Origin of the sequence: Kitasatospora sp. NPDC101801 (genome assembly GCF_044766665.1) — a bacterium.
In the GTDB taxonomy this organism is placed as follows: Bacteria; Actinomycetota; Actinomycetes; order Streptomycetales; family Streptomycetaceae; genus Kitasatospora.
Window position 1 is genome coordinate 33446 of record NZ_JBIWML010000002.1, and the last position, 17598, is coordinate 51043.

General features: G+C 74.2%; 19 protein-coding genes. 10 read left to right on the forward strand and 9 right to left on the reverse strand.

The genetic code is table 11. The annotated features are described in order from the left end of the window. Positions 1–7 precede the first annotated feature (7 nt). Complete coding sequence (locus ACIRPK_RS04390; RefSeq protein WP_403032841.1) at positions 8–3316, reverse strand: BTAD domain-containing putative transcriptional regulator; 3309 nt, start codon at positions 3314–3316, stop codon at positions 8–10. A 145-nt stretch (positions 3317–3461) separates the two neighbouring features. Between ACIRPK_RS04390 and ACIRPK_RS04395 the strand changes: the two genes are divergently transcribed. After that, positions 3462–4277, forward strand: coding sequence for a site-2 protease family protein (locus ACIRPK_RS04395; protein WP_403032843.1), 816 nt, complete (start codon positions 3462–3464; stop codon positions 4275–4277). Between the two features lie 161 nt (positions 4278–4438). On the opposite strand, the gene ACIRPK_RS04400 is transcribed toward ACIRPK_RS04395, so the two are convergent. The 4 genes from ACIRPK_RS04400 to npdG all read right to left on the reverse strand — a co-directional run bounded on the left by ACIRPK_RS04400 (position 4439) and on the right by npdG (position 7165). Then, positions 4439–5530, reverse strand: coding sequence for a Gfo/Idh/MocA family protein (locus ACIRPK_RS04400; protein WP_403032846.1), 1092 nt, complete (start codon positions 5528–5530; stop codon positions 4439–4441). Continuing rightward, entirely contained in the window at positions 5515–6165 is a 651-nt protein-coding gene (locus ACIRPK_RS04405) for a ThuA domain-containing protein (RefSeq protein WP_403032849.1), read from the reverse strand. The genes ACIRPK_RS04400 and ACIRPK_RS04405 overlap by 16 nt, the downstream gene beginning before the upstream one ends. A gap of 55 nt (positions 6166–6220) precedes the next feature. After that, positions 6221–6406 (reverse strand): hypothetical protein, encoded by a 186-nt coding sequence (locus tag ACIRPK_RS04410; RefSeq protein ID WP_403032851.1) that lies wholly within the window; start codon positions 6404–6406, stop codon positions 6221–6223. A 72-nt stretch (positions 6407–6478) separates the two neighbouring features. Beyond that, a complete protein-coding gene (gene npdG, locus ACIRPK_RS04415; protein ID WP_403032853.1) occupies positions 6479–7165 on the reverse strand; it encodes an NADPH-dependent F420 reductase in 687 nt (228 codons plus the stop codon). A gap of 48 nt (positions 7166–7213) precedes the next feature. Between npdG and ACIRPK_RS04420 the strand changes: the two genes are divergently transcribed. Then, positions 7214–7786, forward strand: coding sequence for a hypothetical protein (locus tag ACIRPK_RS04420; RefSeq protein ID WP_403032856.1), 573 nt, complete (start codon positions 7214–7216; stop codon positions 7784–7786). Positions 7787–7829: 43 nt separating this feature from the next. After that, positions 7830–9137: an MFS transporter gene (locus ACIRPK_RS04425; RefSeq protein WP_403032859.1), complete on the forward strand. Its 1308-nt coding sequence runs from the start codon at positions 7830–7832 to the stop codon at positions 9135–9137. A 7-nt stretch (positions 9138–9144) separates the two neighbouring features. Here the strand turns inward: ACIRPK_RS04425 and ACIRPK_RS04430 are convergent, their stop codons facing one another. After that, positions 9145–9372: a hypothetical protein gene (locus tag ACIRPK_RS04430; RefSeq protein ID WP_403032862.1), complete on the reverse strand. Its 228-nt coding sequence runs from the start codon at positions 9370–9372 to the stop codon at positions 9145–9147. A 97-nt stretch (positions 9373–9469) separates the two neighbouring features. Here ACIRPK_RS04430 and map point away from each other — a divergent pair, with 97 nt between their 5' ends. After that, entirely contained in the window at positions 9470–10315 is an 846-nt protein-coding gene (map, locus tag ACIRPK_RS04435; RefSeq protein ID WP_403032865.1) for a type I methionyl aminopeptidase, read from the forward strand. 22 nt (positions 10316–10337) lie between these two features. Here the strand turns inward: map and ACIRPK_RS04440 are convergent, their stop codons facing one another. Continuing rightward, the gene (locus tag ACIRPK_RS04440) at positions 10338–11042 is read right to left on the reverse strand and encodes a bifunctional DNA primase/polymerase (protein ID WP_403032868.1); all 705 of its coding nucleotides are present in this window, start codon (positions 11040–11042) and stop codon (positions 10338–10340) included. 388 nt (positions 11043–11430) lie between these two features. Here ACIRPK_RS04440 and ACIRPK_RS04445 point away from each other — a divergent pair, with 388 nt between their 5' ends. From ACIRPK_RS04445 to ACIRPK_RS04455, 3 genes are all read left to right on the forward strand, one after another. Then, entirely contained in the window at positions 11431–11646 is a 216-nt protein-coding gene (locus ACIRPK_RS04445) for a hypothetical protein (RefSeq protein WP_403032870.1), read from the forward strand. 132 nt (positions 11647–11778) lie between these two features. Beyond that, complete coding sequence (locus ACIRPK_RS04450) at positions 11779–12126, forward strand: DoxX family protein (protein ID WP_403032872.1); 348 nt, start codon at positions 11779–11781, stop codon at positions 12124–12126. A gap of 52 nt (positions 12127–12178) precedes the next feature. Beyond that, entirely contained in the window at positions 12179–13117 is a 939-nt protein-coding gene (locus ACIRPK_RS04455) for a serine/threonine dehydratase (RefSeq protein WP_403032875.1), read from the forward strand. On the opposite strand, the gene ACIRPK_RS04460 is transcribed toward ACIRPK_RS04455, so the two are convergent. Next, positions 13039–13854 (reverse strand): sterol desaturase family protein, encoded by an 816-nt coding sequence (locus ACIRPK_RS04460; RefSeq protein ID WP_403032877.1) that lies wholly within the window; start codon positions 13852–13854, stop codon positions 13039–13041. The genes ACIRPK_RS04455 and ACIRPK_RS04460 overlap by 79 nt on opposite strands. 167 nt (positions 13855–14021) lie before the next feature. Between ACIRPK_RS04460 and ACIRPK_RS04465 the strand changes: the two genes are divergently transcribed. From ACIRPK_RS04465 to ACIRPK_RS04475, 3 genes are all read left to right on the forward strand, one after another. Next, positions 14022–14402, forward strand: coding sequence for a hypothetical protein (locus ACIRPK_RS04465; protein ID WP_403032880.1), 381 nt, complete (start codon positions 14022–14024; stop codon positions 14400–14402). A gap of 49 nt (positions 14403–14451) precedes the next feature. After that, positions 14452–14874 carry an ACT domain-containing protein gene (locus ACIRPK_RS04470; RefSeq protein ID WP_403032883.1) on the forward strand — a complete coding sequence of 141 codons (423 nt, stop codon included), beginning with the start codon at positions 14452–14454 and terminating at the stop codon, positions 14872–14874. Positions 14875–15145: 271 nt separating this feature from the next. Then, positions 15146–16240 (forward strand): glycoside hydrolase family 19 protein, encoded by a 1095-nt coding sequence (locus ACIRPK_RS04475; protein ID WP_403032885.1) that lies wholly within the window; start codon positions 15146–15148, stop codon positions 16238–16240. A 48-nt stretch (positions 16241–16288) separates the two neighbouring features. Here ACIRPK_RS04475 and ACIRPK_RS04480 read toward each other — a convergent pair whose 3' ends face one another. Continuing rightward, positions 16289–17521, reverse strand: coding sequence for a serine hydrolase domain-containing protein (locus ACIRPK_RS04480; protein WP_403032887.1), 1233 nt, complete (start codon positions 17519–17521; stop codon positions 16289–16291). Positions 17522–17598: the final 77 nt, after the last annotated feature.

Here is a 17598-nt window from a genome sequence, read left to right on the forward strand (position 1 = left end):
CGCCGGCTCAGAACTGCTCCACCTCGTCCATCAGGGCGGCGGTCCCGGCCAGGTCGAGACCGCCGCCCTCGGCGTACGCGGCCAGGTACTCGGCCTCGCCGAGCAGCTCCCGGGCGGTCCGCTCGGCCTCCAGCAGCTCCCGCCGCTCGATGAAGGTGCCGCGCGGGCCGTGCAGCCGGTCGTGGGCGCCCAGCAGCACCGTGGCGAACCTGGCCATCCGCAGATCGCCCCGGATCTCGGCGACGATCAGCAGGGTGCCGGTGAACCCGGGCAGCAGCAGCACCGTCATGTGCTCGGCGAACACCCCGGCCGAGCCGTCCGCCTGCCGCATCAGCCCCCGGCCCTGCCGGAGCAGCGCCAGGGCCTGCGCCGGCTCGCCCGACCTGGCCACCACCCAGCCGCGGATGCACAGCAGCATCCCGCCGAACACCTCGGGCACCAGCGGGCCGAGCAGCTGCCGCTGCGCCATCAGGAAGTCCAGCCTGGCCAGCGCCTCGGCGTACTCGCCCCGGCGGGTGTGCACCGAGCAGAGCACCAGGTTGCCGAACAGCTGGGCCCCGTCCGCCGACTGGCTGCCCGGCTCCACCTCGGCCAGCGCGGCCCGCACCAGCCGCTCGCCGAGCACCGGATCGCTCTGCAGCACCGCCTCGCCGAGCCGGACCTTGAGCATCGGCACCTCGTGGTGCGCACCGAGCTCCTCGGCCAGCCCGATCGACTGCCGGTACGTCTCGGCGGCCCCCTCGATGTCCCCTTCGTTGCCCATCGCCTCGGCCTGCGCGGCCAGCGCCTCCGAGCGGCCCCACTTGTCGCCGATCCGGGTGAAGATCTCCAGTGCTTCCGCACTGTCCCGGACGGCCTGCGGCAGACCGCCGACCCAGTCGTTCAGCATCCTGGCCCGGATCTGCAGGACGAACGCCAGGTCGCCCGGGCGGCCGTGCACCCTGGCCCCCGCCACCGCACCGTCCAGCAGGTCCTTCATGGTGTCCATCCGGCCGGCCAGGAAGGCGGCGAACACCCGCATCAGCGCCGGGAACCGGAAGGACTGCGGCAGGTCCGGGGTGTAGACGGTCAGCACCCGCTGGGCGAGTGCGACCGCGTCGGTCTCGCGGAGCTGCTCCATGCTTCCGGTGAAGAAGGTGACCAGCTTGAACAGCTGGACCTGCCGCCGGGCCTCGTCCAGCATGTCCGCGGACATCGGCAGCGGTGCGTCCAGCGGCCCTTCGGTGAGCGGGACGGGCGGGCGGGCGTCCTCGGCGAAGGCGTCGGGGCCGAGCGCCGCGATCTCCTGATACCAGCCCTGGGCCTCGCTGCGGTAGTCCCGCAGCTGCCAGAACCAGCTCATCCCGAGCGCCAGGACCAGCGCCTCCTGCTCCTCCCGGCGGTCGATCGAACGGCGCAGCGCGGCCCGGATGTTGTCCTGCTCGCGCTCCAGCACGTCCAGCCAGTGCAGTTGCTCGGGGCCGTGCACCCGCAGCTCGGCGTTGCGCACCAGCTCGCGGTAGTACCGGACGTGACGCAGCGCCACCTCCGGCTCGTCGGCCTCGGCCAGCCGCTCCGTCGCGTACTCCAGGATGGTCTCCAGCATCCGGTAGCGCGGGTGCGCGCCGAGACCGGCCACCAGCAGCGACTTGTCGACCAGCGAGAGCAGCAGGTCGGCGACCTCCTCCCGGGGCACCCCGGCCTCGTCGGCGCAGACCTGCTCGGCGCCCTCCAGGGTGCAGCCGCCCGCGAAGACCGCGAGCCTGCGCAGCACCGCACGCTCGCGCTTGCCCAGCAGGTCCCAGCTCCAGTCCACCACCGCGCGCAGGGTCTGCTGCCGGGGCAGCAGGGTGCGCGAACCCGCCGTCAGCAGGCCGAACCGGCCGTCCAGCCGGTCGGCGATCTGACGCGGGGTCAGACCGCGCAGCCGGGCCGCGGCCAGTTCGACGGCCAGCGGCAGGCCGTCCAGCCGGCGGCAGATCTCGGCACAGGCGGCCGGGTCCTCGGCCGGGTCGAAGCCGGGCCTGGCGGCGGCGCCGCGCTCGGCGAGCAGCCGCAGCGCGACCTCGCCGGGCAGCGGTTCGACCGGCAGCAGCGCCTCGCCGGGGACGCCGAGCGGCTCCCGGCTGGTGGCCAGCACGGTCAGCCCCGGGCACTCGGCGAGCAGGTGGTCGGCCAGCTCGGCGGCGGCCTGGACCAGGTGCTCGCAGTTGTCCAGCACCAGCAGCATCCGGCGCTGCGCGCAGTGCTCGACCAGCCGCCGGACCGGATCGTGCACCCGGGCCGCCTCGCCGACCGCGCCGCCGGTGTGCAGCACGGTCTCCCGCAGGCCGAGGGCGGAGAGCACCGCGCCGGGGGTGGCGGCCGGGTCGTCCAGCGAGGCCAGCTCGACCTGCCAGACGCCGTCCGGCCAGCGGCCGGACGCCTGCTCGGCGAGCGCGGCCTCGACCGAGAGCCGGGTCTTGCCGGAGCCGCCGGGGCCGGTCAGCGTGGTCAGCCGCCCGGCGGTCAGGGCGACCCGGACCGCCGCCAGGTCCTCGCCCCGGCCGACGAAGCTGGTCAGCCTCGGGCGCAGGTTGCCGGCCGCCCTGGCCCGCTCGGGGGCCCGCACCGGGGCGGGCTCGGCGCCGTTCAGCAGGTCCCGGTGCAGGGCCCGGAGCGGCTCGCCCGGGTCGGTGCCGAGCTGGTCGGCCAGCGCCCGCCGGGTGCGCTCGTACTGCTGGAGCGCCTCGGCCGTCCGGCCGCCGTCGCGCAGCGCGCGGATCAGCAGGACGGCCAGCGGCTCGTCCAGCGGCCGCAGCTCGCAGAGCTCGGCCAGCTCGGCGGTCACCCCGGCGGCCCGGCCGAGCGCGAGCTCGGCGGTGATCCGGTCCCGGCGGACCTCGTCCCGGTCGGCCTCCAGCCGGGTGGCGGAGCCGCCCCGGTCCGGCAGGTCGGCCAGCGCAGGGCCGCGCCAGAGCGCGAGCGCGGCGGTCAGCCGCTCGGCGGCCGACGCGTGGTCGCCCTGCTCGGCGGCCCGGCGGCCGTCGGCGGCGAGCCGCTGAAAGCCGGTCAGGTCGCTGGCCGGGTCGGTCAGCCAGTACCCGGCCGGCCCGGAGCCGACCTGCTCGCGGCCGACCGTCCGGCGCAGCCGGCCGACCAGGGTCTGCAGCGCGGCGGCCGAGTCCTGCGGCGGGTCGGCGCCCCAGACCTCGTCCACCAGCAGGTCGGCCGGGACGGGCCGGCCCTGGCGCAGCACCAGCGCGGTGAGCAGCGCGCGCAGCCGGGCACCGCCGAGCGGGACCGGGGTGCCGTCGTCGTGGTGGGCGGTGGTGGTTCCGAGGATGCCGTAGTGCACCCGCCCATTCTGGGTGACGCCGGGCCCGCCCACGGACGGAACCCCGGCCCCGGACGGTCCGTTCACCTGACACGCCTTGTCCGGGGCACCGCCGACCCGGCATGATCGACCGTCGGTCCTTCCCACGCATCGGAGCCAACCCGCCATGACCTTCGCCGAAACCCAGCGCTCGCGCAGCGAGGACCGCCGGATCAGTCCGGTGTTCTGGGTACTGCTCGCGACCCTCGGCACGGCGGGCTGGGCGCTGGCCACCGGCTACGGCAGCGCCCGGTTCGGCGTCTTCCTGTTCGTGGTGGCCGGCTGGGTGGTCTCGCTCTGCCTGCACGAGTACGCGCACGCCCGCACCGCGCTGCACGGCGGCGACATCTCGATCGGCGCCAAGGGCTACCTGACCCTCAACCCGTTCAAGTACACCCACGCCCTGCTGAGCTTCGTGCTCCCGGTGATCTTCGTGATCCTGGGCGGCATCGGCCTGCCCGGCGGCGCGGTCTACATCGAGCGGCACCGCATCCAGGGCCGCTGGAAGCACAGCCTGGTCTCGGCGGCGGGCCCGCTGGTGAACCTGCTCTGCGCGGCCGTCCTGCTGATCCCGATCGGGGCCGGCTGGCTGGACGACCCCTCGGTCTTCGCCGAGATCGACGGCCACCGGCTGACGGTCTCCCCGCTGGCCGCCGCGTTCGCCTTCCTCGGCCTGCTCCAGATCAGCGCGGCCCTGCTGAACCTGCTGCCCGTCCCGGGCCTGGACGGCTACGGCATCATCGAGCCCTGGCTCTCGCTCAGGACCCGCCGCGCGGTCGAGCCGTTCGCCCCGTACGGGCTGCTCGCGGTCTTCGCGCTGCTCTGGCAGCCCGAGGTGAACCGGTGGTTCTTCGACCTGGTCTACTCGGCGGTCGAGCTCTTCGGCGTCGACCCCCGGCTCAGCGCGCTCGGCGACTTCCTGTTCCGCTTCTGGAAGAACTAGGGCCTGTCCGGCGGATCTTGGCGGATCAGCGCGCGGCGTCGGGCGCCCGTCTGGGCGTGCGCCCGAGTCGGCCTCGTACTGGACGTACTTGGGCGATTCGGGCGTGCGTCCAGGCGGGATGATCCGGCGTCGCGCGCCCGGCAAGATCCGCCGGACAGGCCCTAGCCGAGCGGGACGGCCGCCGGCCGCTCGCAGGTGCTGGGCACCTCGACCTGGCGGCCCTCGGTGGTGGCGGTGAGCAGGCACTCCATGACGTCGAGCACGTGGTGGGCCAGCTCGGCGCCCGCCCGGTGCGGGGTGCCGGTGACGAGAGAGCGGGCCAGGTCGGCCACGCCCTGGCCCCGGGCCGCGTCCCGGTAGCCCGCGCTCGGTGCCAGCGTCGACCAGCCGGCCTCGTCGGCGCCGTGCAGCCGGACCGGGCCGTCGAAGTGGTTCGGGTCGGGGACGGAGAGCGAGCCGGCCGTGCCGTACACCTCGATGTCCGGCAGCCGGGCGGCCCAGACGTCGAAGCTCATCAGCAGGGTGGTCAGCGCGCCGCCGACGTGCTCCAGGACGCCGGTGACGTGGGTGGCCACCTCGGCCTCGATCCTGGTGCCGGCCCGGGGGCCGTTGGCGACCGTGCGGACCGGGCGCGGGGTGGCGGCCAGGCCGGTCACCCGGCGGACCGGACCGAGCAGGGTGACCAGCGCGCTCAGGTGGTACGGGCCCATGTCGAACAGCGGGCCACCACCGGGGCGGTAGTAGAAGTCCGGGTCGGGGTGCCAGAGTTCGTGCCCCGGCGTGGTCATGAAGGCGGTGGCGGCCAGCGGGGTGCCGATCCGGCCCGCGTCGAGCACCGCGCGGGCGGTCTGCAGACCGGTGCCGAGCACGGTGTCGGGCGCGCAGCCGATCCGGACCCCGGCCGAGGCGGCGGCGGTCAGCAGCTCGCGGGCCTCGCCGGTGGTGGCGGCCAGCGGCTTCTCCCCGTACACGTGCTTGCCGGCGGCGATCGCGCGGTGGGCGACCTCGGCGTGCGCGGCCGGGACGGTCAGGTTGAGCACCAGGTCGACGTCGGCGGCGGTGCAGAGCTCGTCGAGCCCGGTGGCCCGGGCGTCCGGCACGGTCCGGGCGGCGGCCTCGGCCCGGCCCGGGTCCAGGTCGGCGACCGCCGTCACCCTGGTGCCGGGCAGGCGGGTGAGGGTGTCCAGGTAGACCGCGCTGATCCGCCCCGCGCCGACCACGCCGACCCGGAGCTCCGTCACCTGCTCGCCCATGTCATCCCCTGCCCGATCATCAGTTCCACCTCGGGGACGGCCAGGTCGGCCGGGGTGTGGCCGATGGTGCTGACGAACACCCGGCCCGCGCCCCACCGCCTGGTCCAGGTCACCGGCATGACGGTGCCCGCGAGTTCGGGGTGGTCCGGGTCCTCGGCGAACACGGTGCTCGCGAGCACCTCCACCGCCGGGTCGACGTGCAGGTAGTACTGCTCGGTGGTCACCTCGAACGGGCCGACCCCGGCCATCGCCGGGTGCCCGGCGGCCACCGGGTCGACCCGGTAGCGGACGAACTCGCGCGGGTGGTGGACGAACTGACCACCCGTCATCAGCTGGTAGTCCGTGCAGTCCCGGAACGCGTCGACGATCCCGCCGTGCCAGCCCGCGAGCCCGGTCCCGGCCCGGACCGCCCGGGACAGCCCGGCGGCCTGGTCGTCGGCGATCCGGCCCATCGTCCAGCACTGCACCACCAGGTCGGTGGCGGCCAGCAGCCCGTCGTCCAGGTAGCTGTCCAGGGTGTCGGAGACCAGCACCCGGAAACCGTCCCGTTCCAGCAGCCGCACACACCACTCGGCGGCCTCGACTGGCGCGTGTCCCGCCCAGCCGCCGCGCACCACCAGAGCCGTACCTGACATCGCGTCATCCCCCCATCGACCGACAGTGAAATGTTACATGGTACGGCCGGTCCGGCTAGCCCTGCGGCGGAACCGCCTTCGCCTGGCGGGCCCGGCGCAGGTGGTACCAGGCGATGTTGCTGAAGACGCCGGCCATCAGGATCCAGATCAGCCCCAGCCAGCGGCCCTGGACCAGCGAGACCACGGCGGCGACCAGTGCGAGGACACAGATGATCGAGGCGAAGAGGGCGTTGCGGGGCATGGCGCGGGACTCCTAGGGCCGGGAACGGTCGGCCCCCATTCTCGCCGACCGCTCCGCCCGCTCCCGACGGGGTCAGACGTCGGTGATCCGCAGGCCCGCGTGCGCCTTGTACCGGCGGTTCACCGAGATCAGGTTGGCGACCAGCGACTCGACCTGGTGGGCGTTCCGCAGCCGGCCCGCGAAGATGCCGCGCATGCCCGGGATCCGGTCGGCCAGCGCCTGGACCAGGTCGGTGGCCTCCCGGTCCTCGCCGAGCACCAGCACGTCGGTGTCGATCCGGTCGATCGACGCGTCCTGCAGCAGCACCGCCGAGAGGTGGTGGAAGGCGGCGGTCACCCGGGAGTCCGGCAGCAGGGCGGCGGCCTGCTGGGCGGCGCTGCCCTCCTCCGGCTTGAGCGCGTAGGCGCCCTGCTTGTCGAAGCCGAGCGGGTTGACGCAGTCCACCACGATCTTCCCGGCCAGCTCCTCGCGCAGCCCGGACAGCGTGGCGGCGTGGCCGTCCCACGGCACCGCGACGATCACCAGGTCGCTCTGCCGGGCACACTCCGCGTTGTCGGCGCCCCGCACGCCGAAGCCGATCTCGGCCGCCGCGGCCGCCGCGCGCTCGGCGGTCCGGGAGCCGATCACCACCTGCTGGCCGGCCTGGGCCAGCCGGAAGGCCAGCCCACGCCCCTGGTCGCCGGTGCCGCCGAGGACACCGACCACCAGACCGGAGACGTCGGGGAGGTCGGGGGTGGTCACTGAATCGTGGGTAGTCATGCCGAAGATCCTGCCAAAGCCCCCGGGCCTGCTCCATCCTCTTGCTCCATGGACCCGGTGAGAGTTTCAGCACTACGCGAACGGCTGGCCGGTACCGGCTGGCCCGAGTCCGCCCTGCTCCTCGGCGGGGCGCTGCGCCGCTCGGTGGGCCGCCGCACCGCCCGTGGCCTGCTGCTGGTCGGCACCGAGGCGTACGAACCCTGGCACCTGGCCGCCCATCTGGACGAGGAGGCCACCCGCTCGGGGGTCACCCGGCTGGCCCCGGTCCTGTTGCGCCACCGGGTCGAGTCCGGCGCGCCGGCCCATCTCTCGTACGGGCTGCGCGGTCTGACGGAGGCTCGGCGCGGCGCGACCGTACTGCTGGTGGCACCCGCCGCGGCGGAGGCCGGGCTGCTGGAGCGGGTGCGGGACGCCCGGCGCGGCGGGGCGACGGTGCTCGCGGTGGACACCGGCGACCCGGAGCTGGCCGGTCTGGTGCACGAGCGGCTGACCGTGCCGGATGCCGGGCCCGAGCCGTTCGACCTGGTCCAACACCTGGTCAGCTCGGCCGCCGGGGCCCCCGCGTCCCGGCTGGCCAGGCTCGCCGAGCGGCTCACCGGCTCGCCCGTCGCGCACTGGTAATTCGGTTGCGGCCGTCCGACCGGCCGCCGCAGGATGGCTCCCCGTGACCACCCCACCCTCCCGCTGGCAGCGGATCCGGCCCGACCTCACCCCGTGGCGGTCCTCCCGGGACTTCCGGCTGCTCTGGAGCTCGGGCTGCGTCTCCTCCTTCGGCAGCTTCCTGACGTACGTCGCGGTGCCGCTGCAGATCAAGCACCTGACCAACTCCTCCTTCGCGGTCGGCCTGATCGGCGCGGTCGAACTCGTCCCGCTGATCGTCTTCGGCCTCTGGGGCGGCGCGCTCGCCGACGCGCTGGACCGGCGCAAGCTGGTGCTCTGCGCCGAGGCCGGGCTGCTGCTGCTCTCCTCGCTGCTGCTGCTGAACGCGCTGCTGCCGAACCCGGTGCTCTGGCCGATCTACCTGGTGGCCGGGCTGGTCGCCGCGGTGGACGGGCTCCAGCGCCCGGCGCTGGACTCGCTCACCCCGCGGATCGTCGCGCACGACCAGCTGACCGCCGCCTTCGCGCTCAACTCGCTCTACCGGAACGCCGCTTCGGTGGCGGGCCCGGCCGTGGCCGGCGTGATCGTCGCGGTGGCGGGGGTGCAGACCGCGTACGCGATGGACGTGCTCACCTTCGGGGTCTCGCTGCTGCTGCTGGCCCGGATGCGGGCCGTCCCGCCGTCGACCGGCGCCGACAAGCCCTCGCTGGGCGCGATCGTCACCGGCGTCAAGTACGCCTGGGGCCGCCGCGACCTGCTGAGCACGTACGTCATCGACACCTGCGCGATGCTGTTCGCCTACCCGGTGGCGATCTACGCCTTCTGGGCCTCCGACCTGCGCGCCGACTGGGCGCTCGGCCTGATGTACGGCGCCACCGCCGCCGGTGCGCTGGTGGTCTCGGCGACCAGCGGGTGGACCTCGGGGATCCACCGGCACGGCCGGATGCTGGTGCTGGCCGCGCTCGGCTGGGGCGTCTCGATCACGCTGGCCGGGCTGGTCGGCGACATCTGGCTGGTGCTGCTCTGCCTGGCCGCCGCCGGTGGCGCGGACCAGATCAGCGGGGTGGCCAGGTCGACCGTCTGGAACCAGTCCATCCCCGACCAACTGCGCGGGCGGCTGGCCGGGGTGGAGCTGCTCAGCTACTCGGTCGGCCCGCAGCTCGGCCAGGTCAGGGCCGGTGGGATGGCCGGACTGGTCGGCGTCCGCGGCTCGGTCTGGGCCGGCGGCCTGGCCTGTGTGGTCGGCGTGCTCGGGCTGGTCGCGGCGGTGCCGCAGCTGCTGCGCTACGACGACCGGACGGACCCGAACGTCGCGCTGGTCCGGGCCCGGCACGAGGCCGAGGCGGCCACCCGGGAGGCGGCCGCCGCCTGACCCCCGGTCAGCTCTCCGGCCTGCCCCCGTCGCCGTCGTTCCAGCGCGGGTCCTGGCGCCACTCCTGGTTGCGCTCGGCGGCGGTCTCCAGCGCGTGGGCCGCCTCCTCCCGGCTGGCGTACGGACCGAGCCGGTCCTTGGCCGGGCACTCCGGGCCCTCCTCGACCTTGGCGTGCTTGATGCACCAGAACCACTCGCCGGGCTTGCCGGTCGGCTTGCTCCTGCCGAACACCATCGACTGCTCCCTCCGTCGTCCTGTGACGATCATGCCCCGCCCCGGGCTTCGCACGCACGGCCGGGTGCTCCGCGACCCGGCCGATAGACTCGCGACCATGGCTCTCGTACCCGGCATCCAGTCCCCCATCCGCAAGGTCCCCGCGCACATCCCGCGCCCGGAGTACGTCGGCAAGCCCAAGCCGACCCCGTACACCGGCCCCGAGGTGCAGACCGCGGAGACGGTCGAGAAGATGCGGATCGCCGGCCGGATCGCGGCCCGGGCGATGGCGGAGGCCGCCAAGCTGATCGCCCCCGGGGTGACCACGGACGAGCTCGACGCGGTCGCCCACGAGTACATGTGCGACCACGACGCCTACCCGTCCGACCTCGGTTACCGGGGCTTCCCCAAGTCGGTCTGCACCTCGATCAACGAGGTGATCTGCCACGGCATCCCGGACTCGACCGTGCTGCAGGACGGCGACATCGTCAACATCGACGCCACCGCCTACATCCACGGCGTGCACGGCGACCTGAACGCCACCTACCTCTGCGGCGAGGTGGACGAGGAGTCCCGGCTGCTGGTCGAGCGCACCCGGGAGTCCCTGGACCGGGCGATCAAGGCGGTCAGGCCGGGCCGGCAGATCAACGTGATCGGCCGGGTGATCGAGTCCTACGCCAAGCGCTTCGACTACGGCGTGGTCCGCGACTTCACCGGCCACGGGATCAACACCTCGTTCCACTCCGGCCTGATCATCCCGCACTACGACAGCGAGCGGGCCACCGAGGTGATCAAGCCCGGGATGACCTTCACCATCGAGCCGATGCTCACCCTGGGCACGTACGACTACGAGATCTGGGCCGACGGCTGGACGGTGGTCACCAAGGACCGCAAGCGCACCGCCCAGTTCGAGCACACCCTGCTGGTCACCGCCGACGGCGCCGAGATCCTGACGCTCCCTTAGGCCGGGCGGGCCCGGGGCGCGGTCAGCCGATCAGCCACTGCTCCTCGGCGACCGCGCCCACCTCGGTGCAGGCGTCGGTCAGCACGTCGAGCACCCGGAGCGCGTCCGGCAGGGCGTACTCCGGGCCGCGCAGCCAGCGCACCTCGGAGCCGTCCGGCAGCGAGGCCGGCGGCAGCAGCGTGTAGGAGCCCCGGCAGTGCCAGCGCAGGCCGGGGTGCTCGGACATGGTGTCGGGCGTGCTGTCCAGCACGCTCGGCCACCACTCGTCCTCGTCCACCGGGGTGCCCCGGGTGGCGGTGAAGAACAGGTAGCGGTCCTCGCCGACCGCGGCCACCGGGCCGTGCACGCCGAGCGCGTCGAGCCGCTCCAGCGCCAGCCGCCCGGCCTCGGCCGGGACGTCCAGCACGTCGTGGGCGCGGCCGGTGGCGGTGATGAAGTTGGCCTGCGGGTCACGGGACAGCCAGCGGGCCAGCTGCTCGGGATCGACGGTGGCCTGGGACTGCCAGGCGAACGAGACGGGGTGCTGGGCCGGCGCCGGACAGCCGACCCGGTCGCACGAACAACGGTGCCCCGCCGGGTGCGCGGCCGGCGCCAGCGGGAAGCCCGCCCGCACCGCACCGAGCAGCAGATCCAGTCGACCTGCCGCGTCCACCCCGGTCGCGGCGGTGGCACGCTCGCGCTCTCGTCGCTGCCACCAACTGGTCCACCTGCTGCTGCTGGCTTCCATCGGGCCCCTTCCGCACCTGCTGTAGTTGCCGTGCCTGGTGTGACACAGCGACCGACGCAACATCCGACGCAACGCCGGAGCCCGCCCCGTTACTCCCGGGGACGCGGTTGATCCGGCAGCTTCGCCGAAGGCCGGAGCCGGGGTTGCCGGACGGCCGAACGCCCGGGGGCACGGTACGGACACGAGAGTTGAGGCTCGGCGGGCGGGCGCGCCGTGCGCACCTCACCCGGCCCGTACGAGGGCCCGCCGACCCGGGAAACCCCGGGGGCGTACAGAGCAGGATAAGGGTGCCGGGGGGGCCGTTCCGACCGGGGGCGGTGCTGCGCCGGTCACACCGGCTCCCGATCTCCTTCACACCGCCGCCCCGGCGCCCCCGTAGGGTGGAACCGTGAGAAGCACGGACACCGAATTCCACGGCGGCCCGCTGGACGGGCGGGTTCTCCCCATCGCGCTGACCCCGTTCAACAACGTCCCGAAGACCTACCGCGTCCCGGTCCCGGCCCACGGTGAGACCCCCGCCACCACGCTGGTCTACCACCGGGCCAAGGAGCACGACCCCAAGGGACGCTGGCGCTGGCGCTACGAGTACGACCCCGAAGGCTGACGTCCCCTCAGCCCCGGGCGGCCCGGAGAAGTTTTTTCCCGGTCCGGTCACACTCGCCTCCCCCACCGGGTCAATGCGGTGAGGCGTACCGGAGCGGACCCGCTCCGGGCGCCGCCCACCGAGGAGACCGCCATGCAGATCGCCCACCTCGTCGTCACCGTCCTGGCCGCCGCCATGTCGGGCTTCTCCGCCTACTCGCTGCTGTCCCGGGCCGACTGGGTGGTCCAGGCGATGGTCGAGTACCGGGTGCCGCGGACCTGGTGGACCCCGCTCGGCCTGGCCAAGGCCGCGGGTGCGCTCGGTCTGCTGGCCGGTCTCGTCCTCCCGGTGGTCGGCCTCGCCGCCACCGTCGGACTGGCCCTCTACTACCTCGGCGCCGTCGTCACCGTGATCCGGGCCCGCTCGTACGCCCACGTCCCGTTCCCGCTGGTGTACCTGGCCCCGGCGGTGGTCGCCTACGGCCTGGGCCTCGCGGCCTGACCCGGGGCGACGGGTACCGTACGAGGCAACCGAGCCGAGCGGAGCACCCTCCATGCAGCAGTCCCTGACCTTCGCCGACGTCGAGCAGGCCGAGCGGCGGATCGCCGGCCGGACCAGGCCGGTGGCGGTGGCGCCGTACGACTCCGGCGAGGTCTGGGTCGCGACCGAGTTCATGCAGCACACCGGCTCGTTCAAGGCCCGGGGAGCCGTCAACTTCCTGGCCGCGCACCGCGAGGCGGGCACCCTGCCGACGGCCGGGGTCACCATCGCCTCCGGTGGCAACGCCGGTCTGGCCTGTGCCTGGGCCGCCCGGGAGCAGGGGGTGCGGGCCACCGTCTTCGTCCCGGCCACCGCGCCCCGCTTCAAGGTCGACAAGCTGCGCGGCCTGGACGCGGACGTCCGCCTGGTCGGCACCGAGTACGCCGAGGCGCTGGCCGCCTGCGAGGACTTCGCCCGCTCCGCCGGCGCGCTGGCCTCGCACGCGTACGACCACCCGCTGATCGCCGCCGGCGCCGGCACCCTGGTGGCGGAACTCCTGGCCCTGCTGCCCGGGTTGGACACCGTTGTGGTCGCCGTCGGCGGCGGCGGGCTGTTCGCCGGGGTGGCCACCGCCGCCCGGCGGCACGGCCTGCGCACGGTGGCGGTCGAGCCGTCGGACTGCCGGGCGCTGAACGCCGCGCTGGCGGCGGGCCGGGTGGTGGACGTCCCGGTCTCCTCCGTCGCGGCCGACTCGCTCGGCGCCCGCCGCGCCTCCGAGATGGCCCTGCACGCCGCCCGCCAGGACGGCGTGGTCTCGGTCACCGTGCCGGACGGCGAGATCGTGAAGGCCCGTCAACTCCTCTGGGACCAGCGCCGGGTGGTGGTCGAGCACGGCGCGGCCACCGCGCTGGCCGCGCTCACCGCACCGGGCGGCTACCGCCCCGACCCGGGCGAGCGGGTCGCCGTCGTGCTCTGCGGTGCCAACACCGACCCCTCGGACCTGGTCGGCTGATCGGCGGTGCGCGCGGCGTCGTAGCCCGGGTCGACGGTGCCGAACAGCCGGTCCCAGGCCGTGGTGTAGAAGCCCAGGTTGACGCCGGGGTCGGCGTGGTGCCCGGCGTGGAACGTCGGCAGCGCCACCCAGCGGAACAGCCGCCACCGCCGGACCCGGGCCGGGAACGGCTCCACCCCGAGGTGGCCGAGGAGCCCGAAGACCAGGTTGACGACGACGTACCCGCCGACGGCGGTGACCGACATCCCCCACAGGCAGAGCACCGCCAGCCACGTCCCGCCGAAGCCCAGCGCCTCCAACGGGTGCAGCACGAACAGCGTGGCGGGCCCCGGCTCCGGGAACCGGTGGTGCGTCTCGTGCACCAACCGGTACAGCCGGCGCCGGTGCGCCAGCCAGTGCCCGCCGTACATCAGCGCGTCCATCAGCAGGGTGAGCAGCAGCAGTTCGGCCAGCGCCCAGGGCCCGGAGTCGGTCGACAGCCGGATCCACCCGGCCCGCCAGAGCAGCCAACCGGCCACCCCGACACCGGCGTTCAGGACCACGGCGGTCGCCATCAGCACCCGCTCCAGCGGACTGACCGGACCGGGCGGCGGCGTCACCCGCCGCTGCCCGAACCGGCGCACCAGCCACCCGCCCACCAGCACCGAGACCAGGAACAGCCCCACGTTCACCGCCAGCGCCCCGGCCGCCACTTCGGCCACCGACCGCCGGGCACCCCACTCCGACAACCAGTCCACGTCGCCCCCGCCCCTGTCCGTACCGGCCGGGGCAGCGTACCGGCGCGGACCCACCGGGGCCGATCGGGCCTGACCGGGTCGCACGGGGCCGGTCGCCGGACTGACGGGGAGTCACCTCGGCGTGCCAGGCTGTCGCCCGCAGGGGGAGCTTCGGAAGGGGTGGCCGGATGGGAACGGCAGCGCTGATCAGGGAGGCCGGGGAGGCCGGGACGACCACCGCCCGGCTGCGTGAACTGGCAGCCGGGGAGCCGGAGGTGGCCCGGGCGGTGGCGGCCAGGACCGGGCTGACCAGCGCGCTGGCCGAGGAGCTCGCGGTGCGCTGGGCCGGGGACGTGGCGGGGGTCGGGGTGCTGCGCGCGCTGGCCGCCCAGCCCGCCACCGGCCCGGAGTGGCTGGCGCTGCTGGCGGTGCACCCCGACGAGTTGGTCCGGCGGGCCGTCGCCGCGCACCGGTCGACCCCCAGGCCGACCGTCCGGGCCCTCGCGGCGGACAGTGCGCCGGGCGTCCGCCGCGCCGTCGCGGCCAGGGAGCCGGACGGGGCGGGCTGATCCGTGTCGCCCGCCGCACGGCCCACCCGCACCGGCTACCGTGGCAGCCATGGCCGGTGAGAGTGATCTGCGGAAGCTGCTGAGCGGGATGCGCCCCGAGCTCAACCCCGGGCGGTACGTGTACTGCACGCTGTCGGCCCGGGTGCCGGTCGGACTCCAGCCGATCGTCACGGTGGCCGAACCCGAGGGCCCCACCGTGGTGGTGGCCCAGGAGGAGGCGGACGCACTCGGGCTGCCGTACGAGTACGTGGCCGCCTGGATCACGCTCCGGATCCACTCCGCCCTGGAGGCCGTCGGCCTCACCGCGGCGGTGGCCACCCGACTGGCCGAGGAGAACATCAGCTGCAACGTGGTGGCGGGCTTCCACCACGACCACCTGTTCGTGGCCGCCGCCGACGCCGAACGCGCCGTCGCCACCCTGGAACGGCTGGCCGCCTCGCAGTCCCGAGACGAGGGAGCTCCCGCGCGCTGACCGGGTGTCGGTGGCAGGTCCCGGTGCCCTCGTCCGTGGAGGTCTGCCCGCCTCGGGCACGGACACCCGGTCGTGCGTGCGTAGGCTGACGGACCGTCAGTCCTGCTGCCGGTGGCACGGTCCAATCGCCCGGCCGCTCTTGACAGGTGTAGACCACTGCGGTTGAGTCCCCTCACACAGTCCCGTACCGGCCCCGCTTCCCGGCGGGCCCCCCACACCGGACGCATCTGTAGTCGATCGTGCGGCCCCCACCGCACGTAGGGGTGATGAAGTGTCGATAAAACGACTCCTGGCCCTGCTCACCGCGATGGCCGTCGCGGTCGGCCTGGCCCTCCTGATGCCCGCCGCCGCCTCGGCCGCGAGCTGTACCACCGCCTGGAACTCCTCCGCCGTCTACGTGGGCGGCACCACCGCCTCGTACAACGGGCACAACTGGTCCGCCAAGTGGTGGACCCAGGGCGAGGCCCCGAGCACCGGCGGCTCGGGCGTCTGGGCCGACCAGGGTGCCTGCGGCGGAGGCGGCGGCACGCCGACCCCGACGCCGACCGGCGGCACCTGCAACTACCCCGCCTGGGTGGCCGGTCAGACCTACACCACCGGCACCGTGGTCCGGTACACCGACGGCAAGTACTACGTCGCCGAGCACGACAACCCGGGCTACGACCCGGTGATCAGCACCTGGTACTGGGACCCGTACACCTGCGGCGGCGGCTCGACCCCCACCCCGACGCCCACCGCCAACCCCGGCGGATTCCCGGTCAGCGAGGCCCAGTTCAACCAGATGTTCCCGAGCCGGAACTCCTTCTACACCTACAGCGGGCTGACCGCCGCACTCAGCGCCTACCCGGGCTTCGCCGCCACCGGGAGCGACACCGTCCGCAGGCAGGAGGCCGCCGCCTTCCTGGCCAACGTCAACCACGAGACCGGCGGACTGGTCTACGTGGTCGAGCAGAACACCGCCAACTACCCGCACTACTGCGACACTTCGCAGTCGTACGGCTGCCCGGCCGGACAGGCCGCGTACTACGGGCGCGGTCCGATCCAGCTCAGCTGGAACTTCAACTACAAGGCGGCCGGGGACGCGCTCGGCATCAACCTGCTGAACAACCCCAACCTGGTGCAGACCGACGCGGCCGTGGCCTGGAAGACCGCGCTCTGGTACTGGAACACCCAGAGCGGCCCCGGCACCATGACCCCGCACAACGCGATGGTCAACGGCTACGGCTTCGGTGAGACGATCCGCAGCATCAACGGCTCGCTGGAGTGCAACGGCGGCAACCCCGCCCAGGTGCAGAGCCGGATCAACGCGTACCAGAACTTCGTCCAGATCCTCGGCACGGTGGCCGGCTCGAACCTGAGCTGCTGACCCGGTGGGGCGGGTGCGCACCCCCGTCGGACGCACCCGCCCCAGTCCTCAGCCGAGCTTCACGCCCGGAGCGGCCGCTGCGGCCGGGGTGCCCGGACCGCAGGCCATCGTCGCGGTCAGCGCCCCGACGACCCGTCCGGTCTCCGCCGTGCCGTCCAGCGGGTTGACCGAGGAGCTGATCTGCCGGCGGCCGGTCGCATCACCCATCAGCAGGGTGGAGTACCCGGGGATGCCGCCGTCGTGCCCCCAGAAGTCACCGCACGGCAGGGTGGACCGGTAGAGCCCGAGACCGTACGCCAGCCCGGCCGCCAGCGCCTGCGGCGAAGGCGTCTTCATCTCCGTCAGCTCGGCCGGGCGGAGCAGCCGGCCGCCGAGCAGCGCCGCGTTGAACCTGGCCAGGTCGGCGGTGGTGGAGATCCCCGCGCCCGCCGCGCCCGCCATCGACGGGTTCAACCGGGTCACGTCGGCCCGGGTGTCGCCGAGCCTGAGGTAGCCCTTGGCGTGCGGCCCGGGGACCGCCGTCGAGGTCTCCGGCATCGTGGTGTCCCGCAGGCCCAGCGGCCGGATGACCCGCCGCTCCACCTCCTGCTGCCAGCTGCGGCCGGTGATCTTCTCGATCAGCAGCCCGACCACGATGTAGTTGGTGTTCGAGTAGGACCAGGCGGTGCCCGGCGGGAACTCCGGCGGGTGCTCGTTGGCGATCGTCAGCAGCTCCTGCGGGCGGTAGCTGGTCCACCGCCCGGTGGCCACCCACTGCGGCAGTGCCTCCTCGCTCAGGCCGAGCCTCGGGTCACCGGTGTAGTTGTACAGGCCACTGGTGTGGTTGAGGAGCTGACGCACCGTGATGTTGCCGCCGTTCGGCACCGCACCCGGCAGGTAGCGCTCGATCGGCGCGTCCAGCTGCACCCTCCGCTCGGCGACCAGTTGCAGCGCCACCGTGGCGACGAAGGTCTTGGTGGTGCTGCCGATCCGGAACCGGCCGTCCGCCCGGGCCGCCGCACCGCTGTCCAGATCGGCCTTCCCGGCCCCGCCCTGCCAGACCGTCCGGCCGTCCTGCACCACCCGGCCGAGCGCGGCACTGGCTCCGCCGACGGCGACCACGTCGCCCAGCGCCCGGTCGAGCGCCGCGCGGTCGGTCCGCGCGGTCGCCACCGCCCCGGCCGGCGCCGCCCCGTCGGCGCCGGCCGCCCCCGCGACCGGCGCCGGCACGCCCACCACCGTGGCGGCGGCCAGCGCCACCGCCGCCGCCCGAAGACCCGTCCGGGTCCGTCCGTTGAGCATCACTCAGTTCCCCTCGGTAGCACGCCCGGAGTCCCTTCCGGCTGCTCCACTCTCACAGCCGGGCCCCTCGTGCGCGT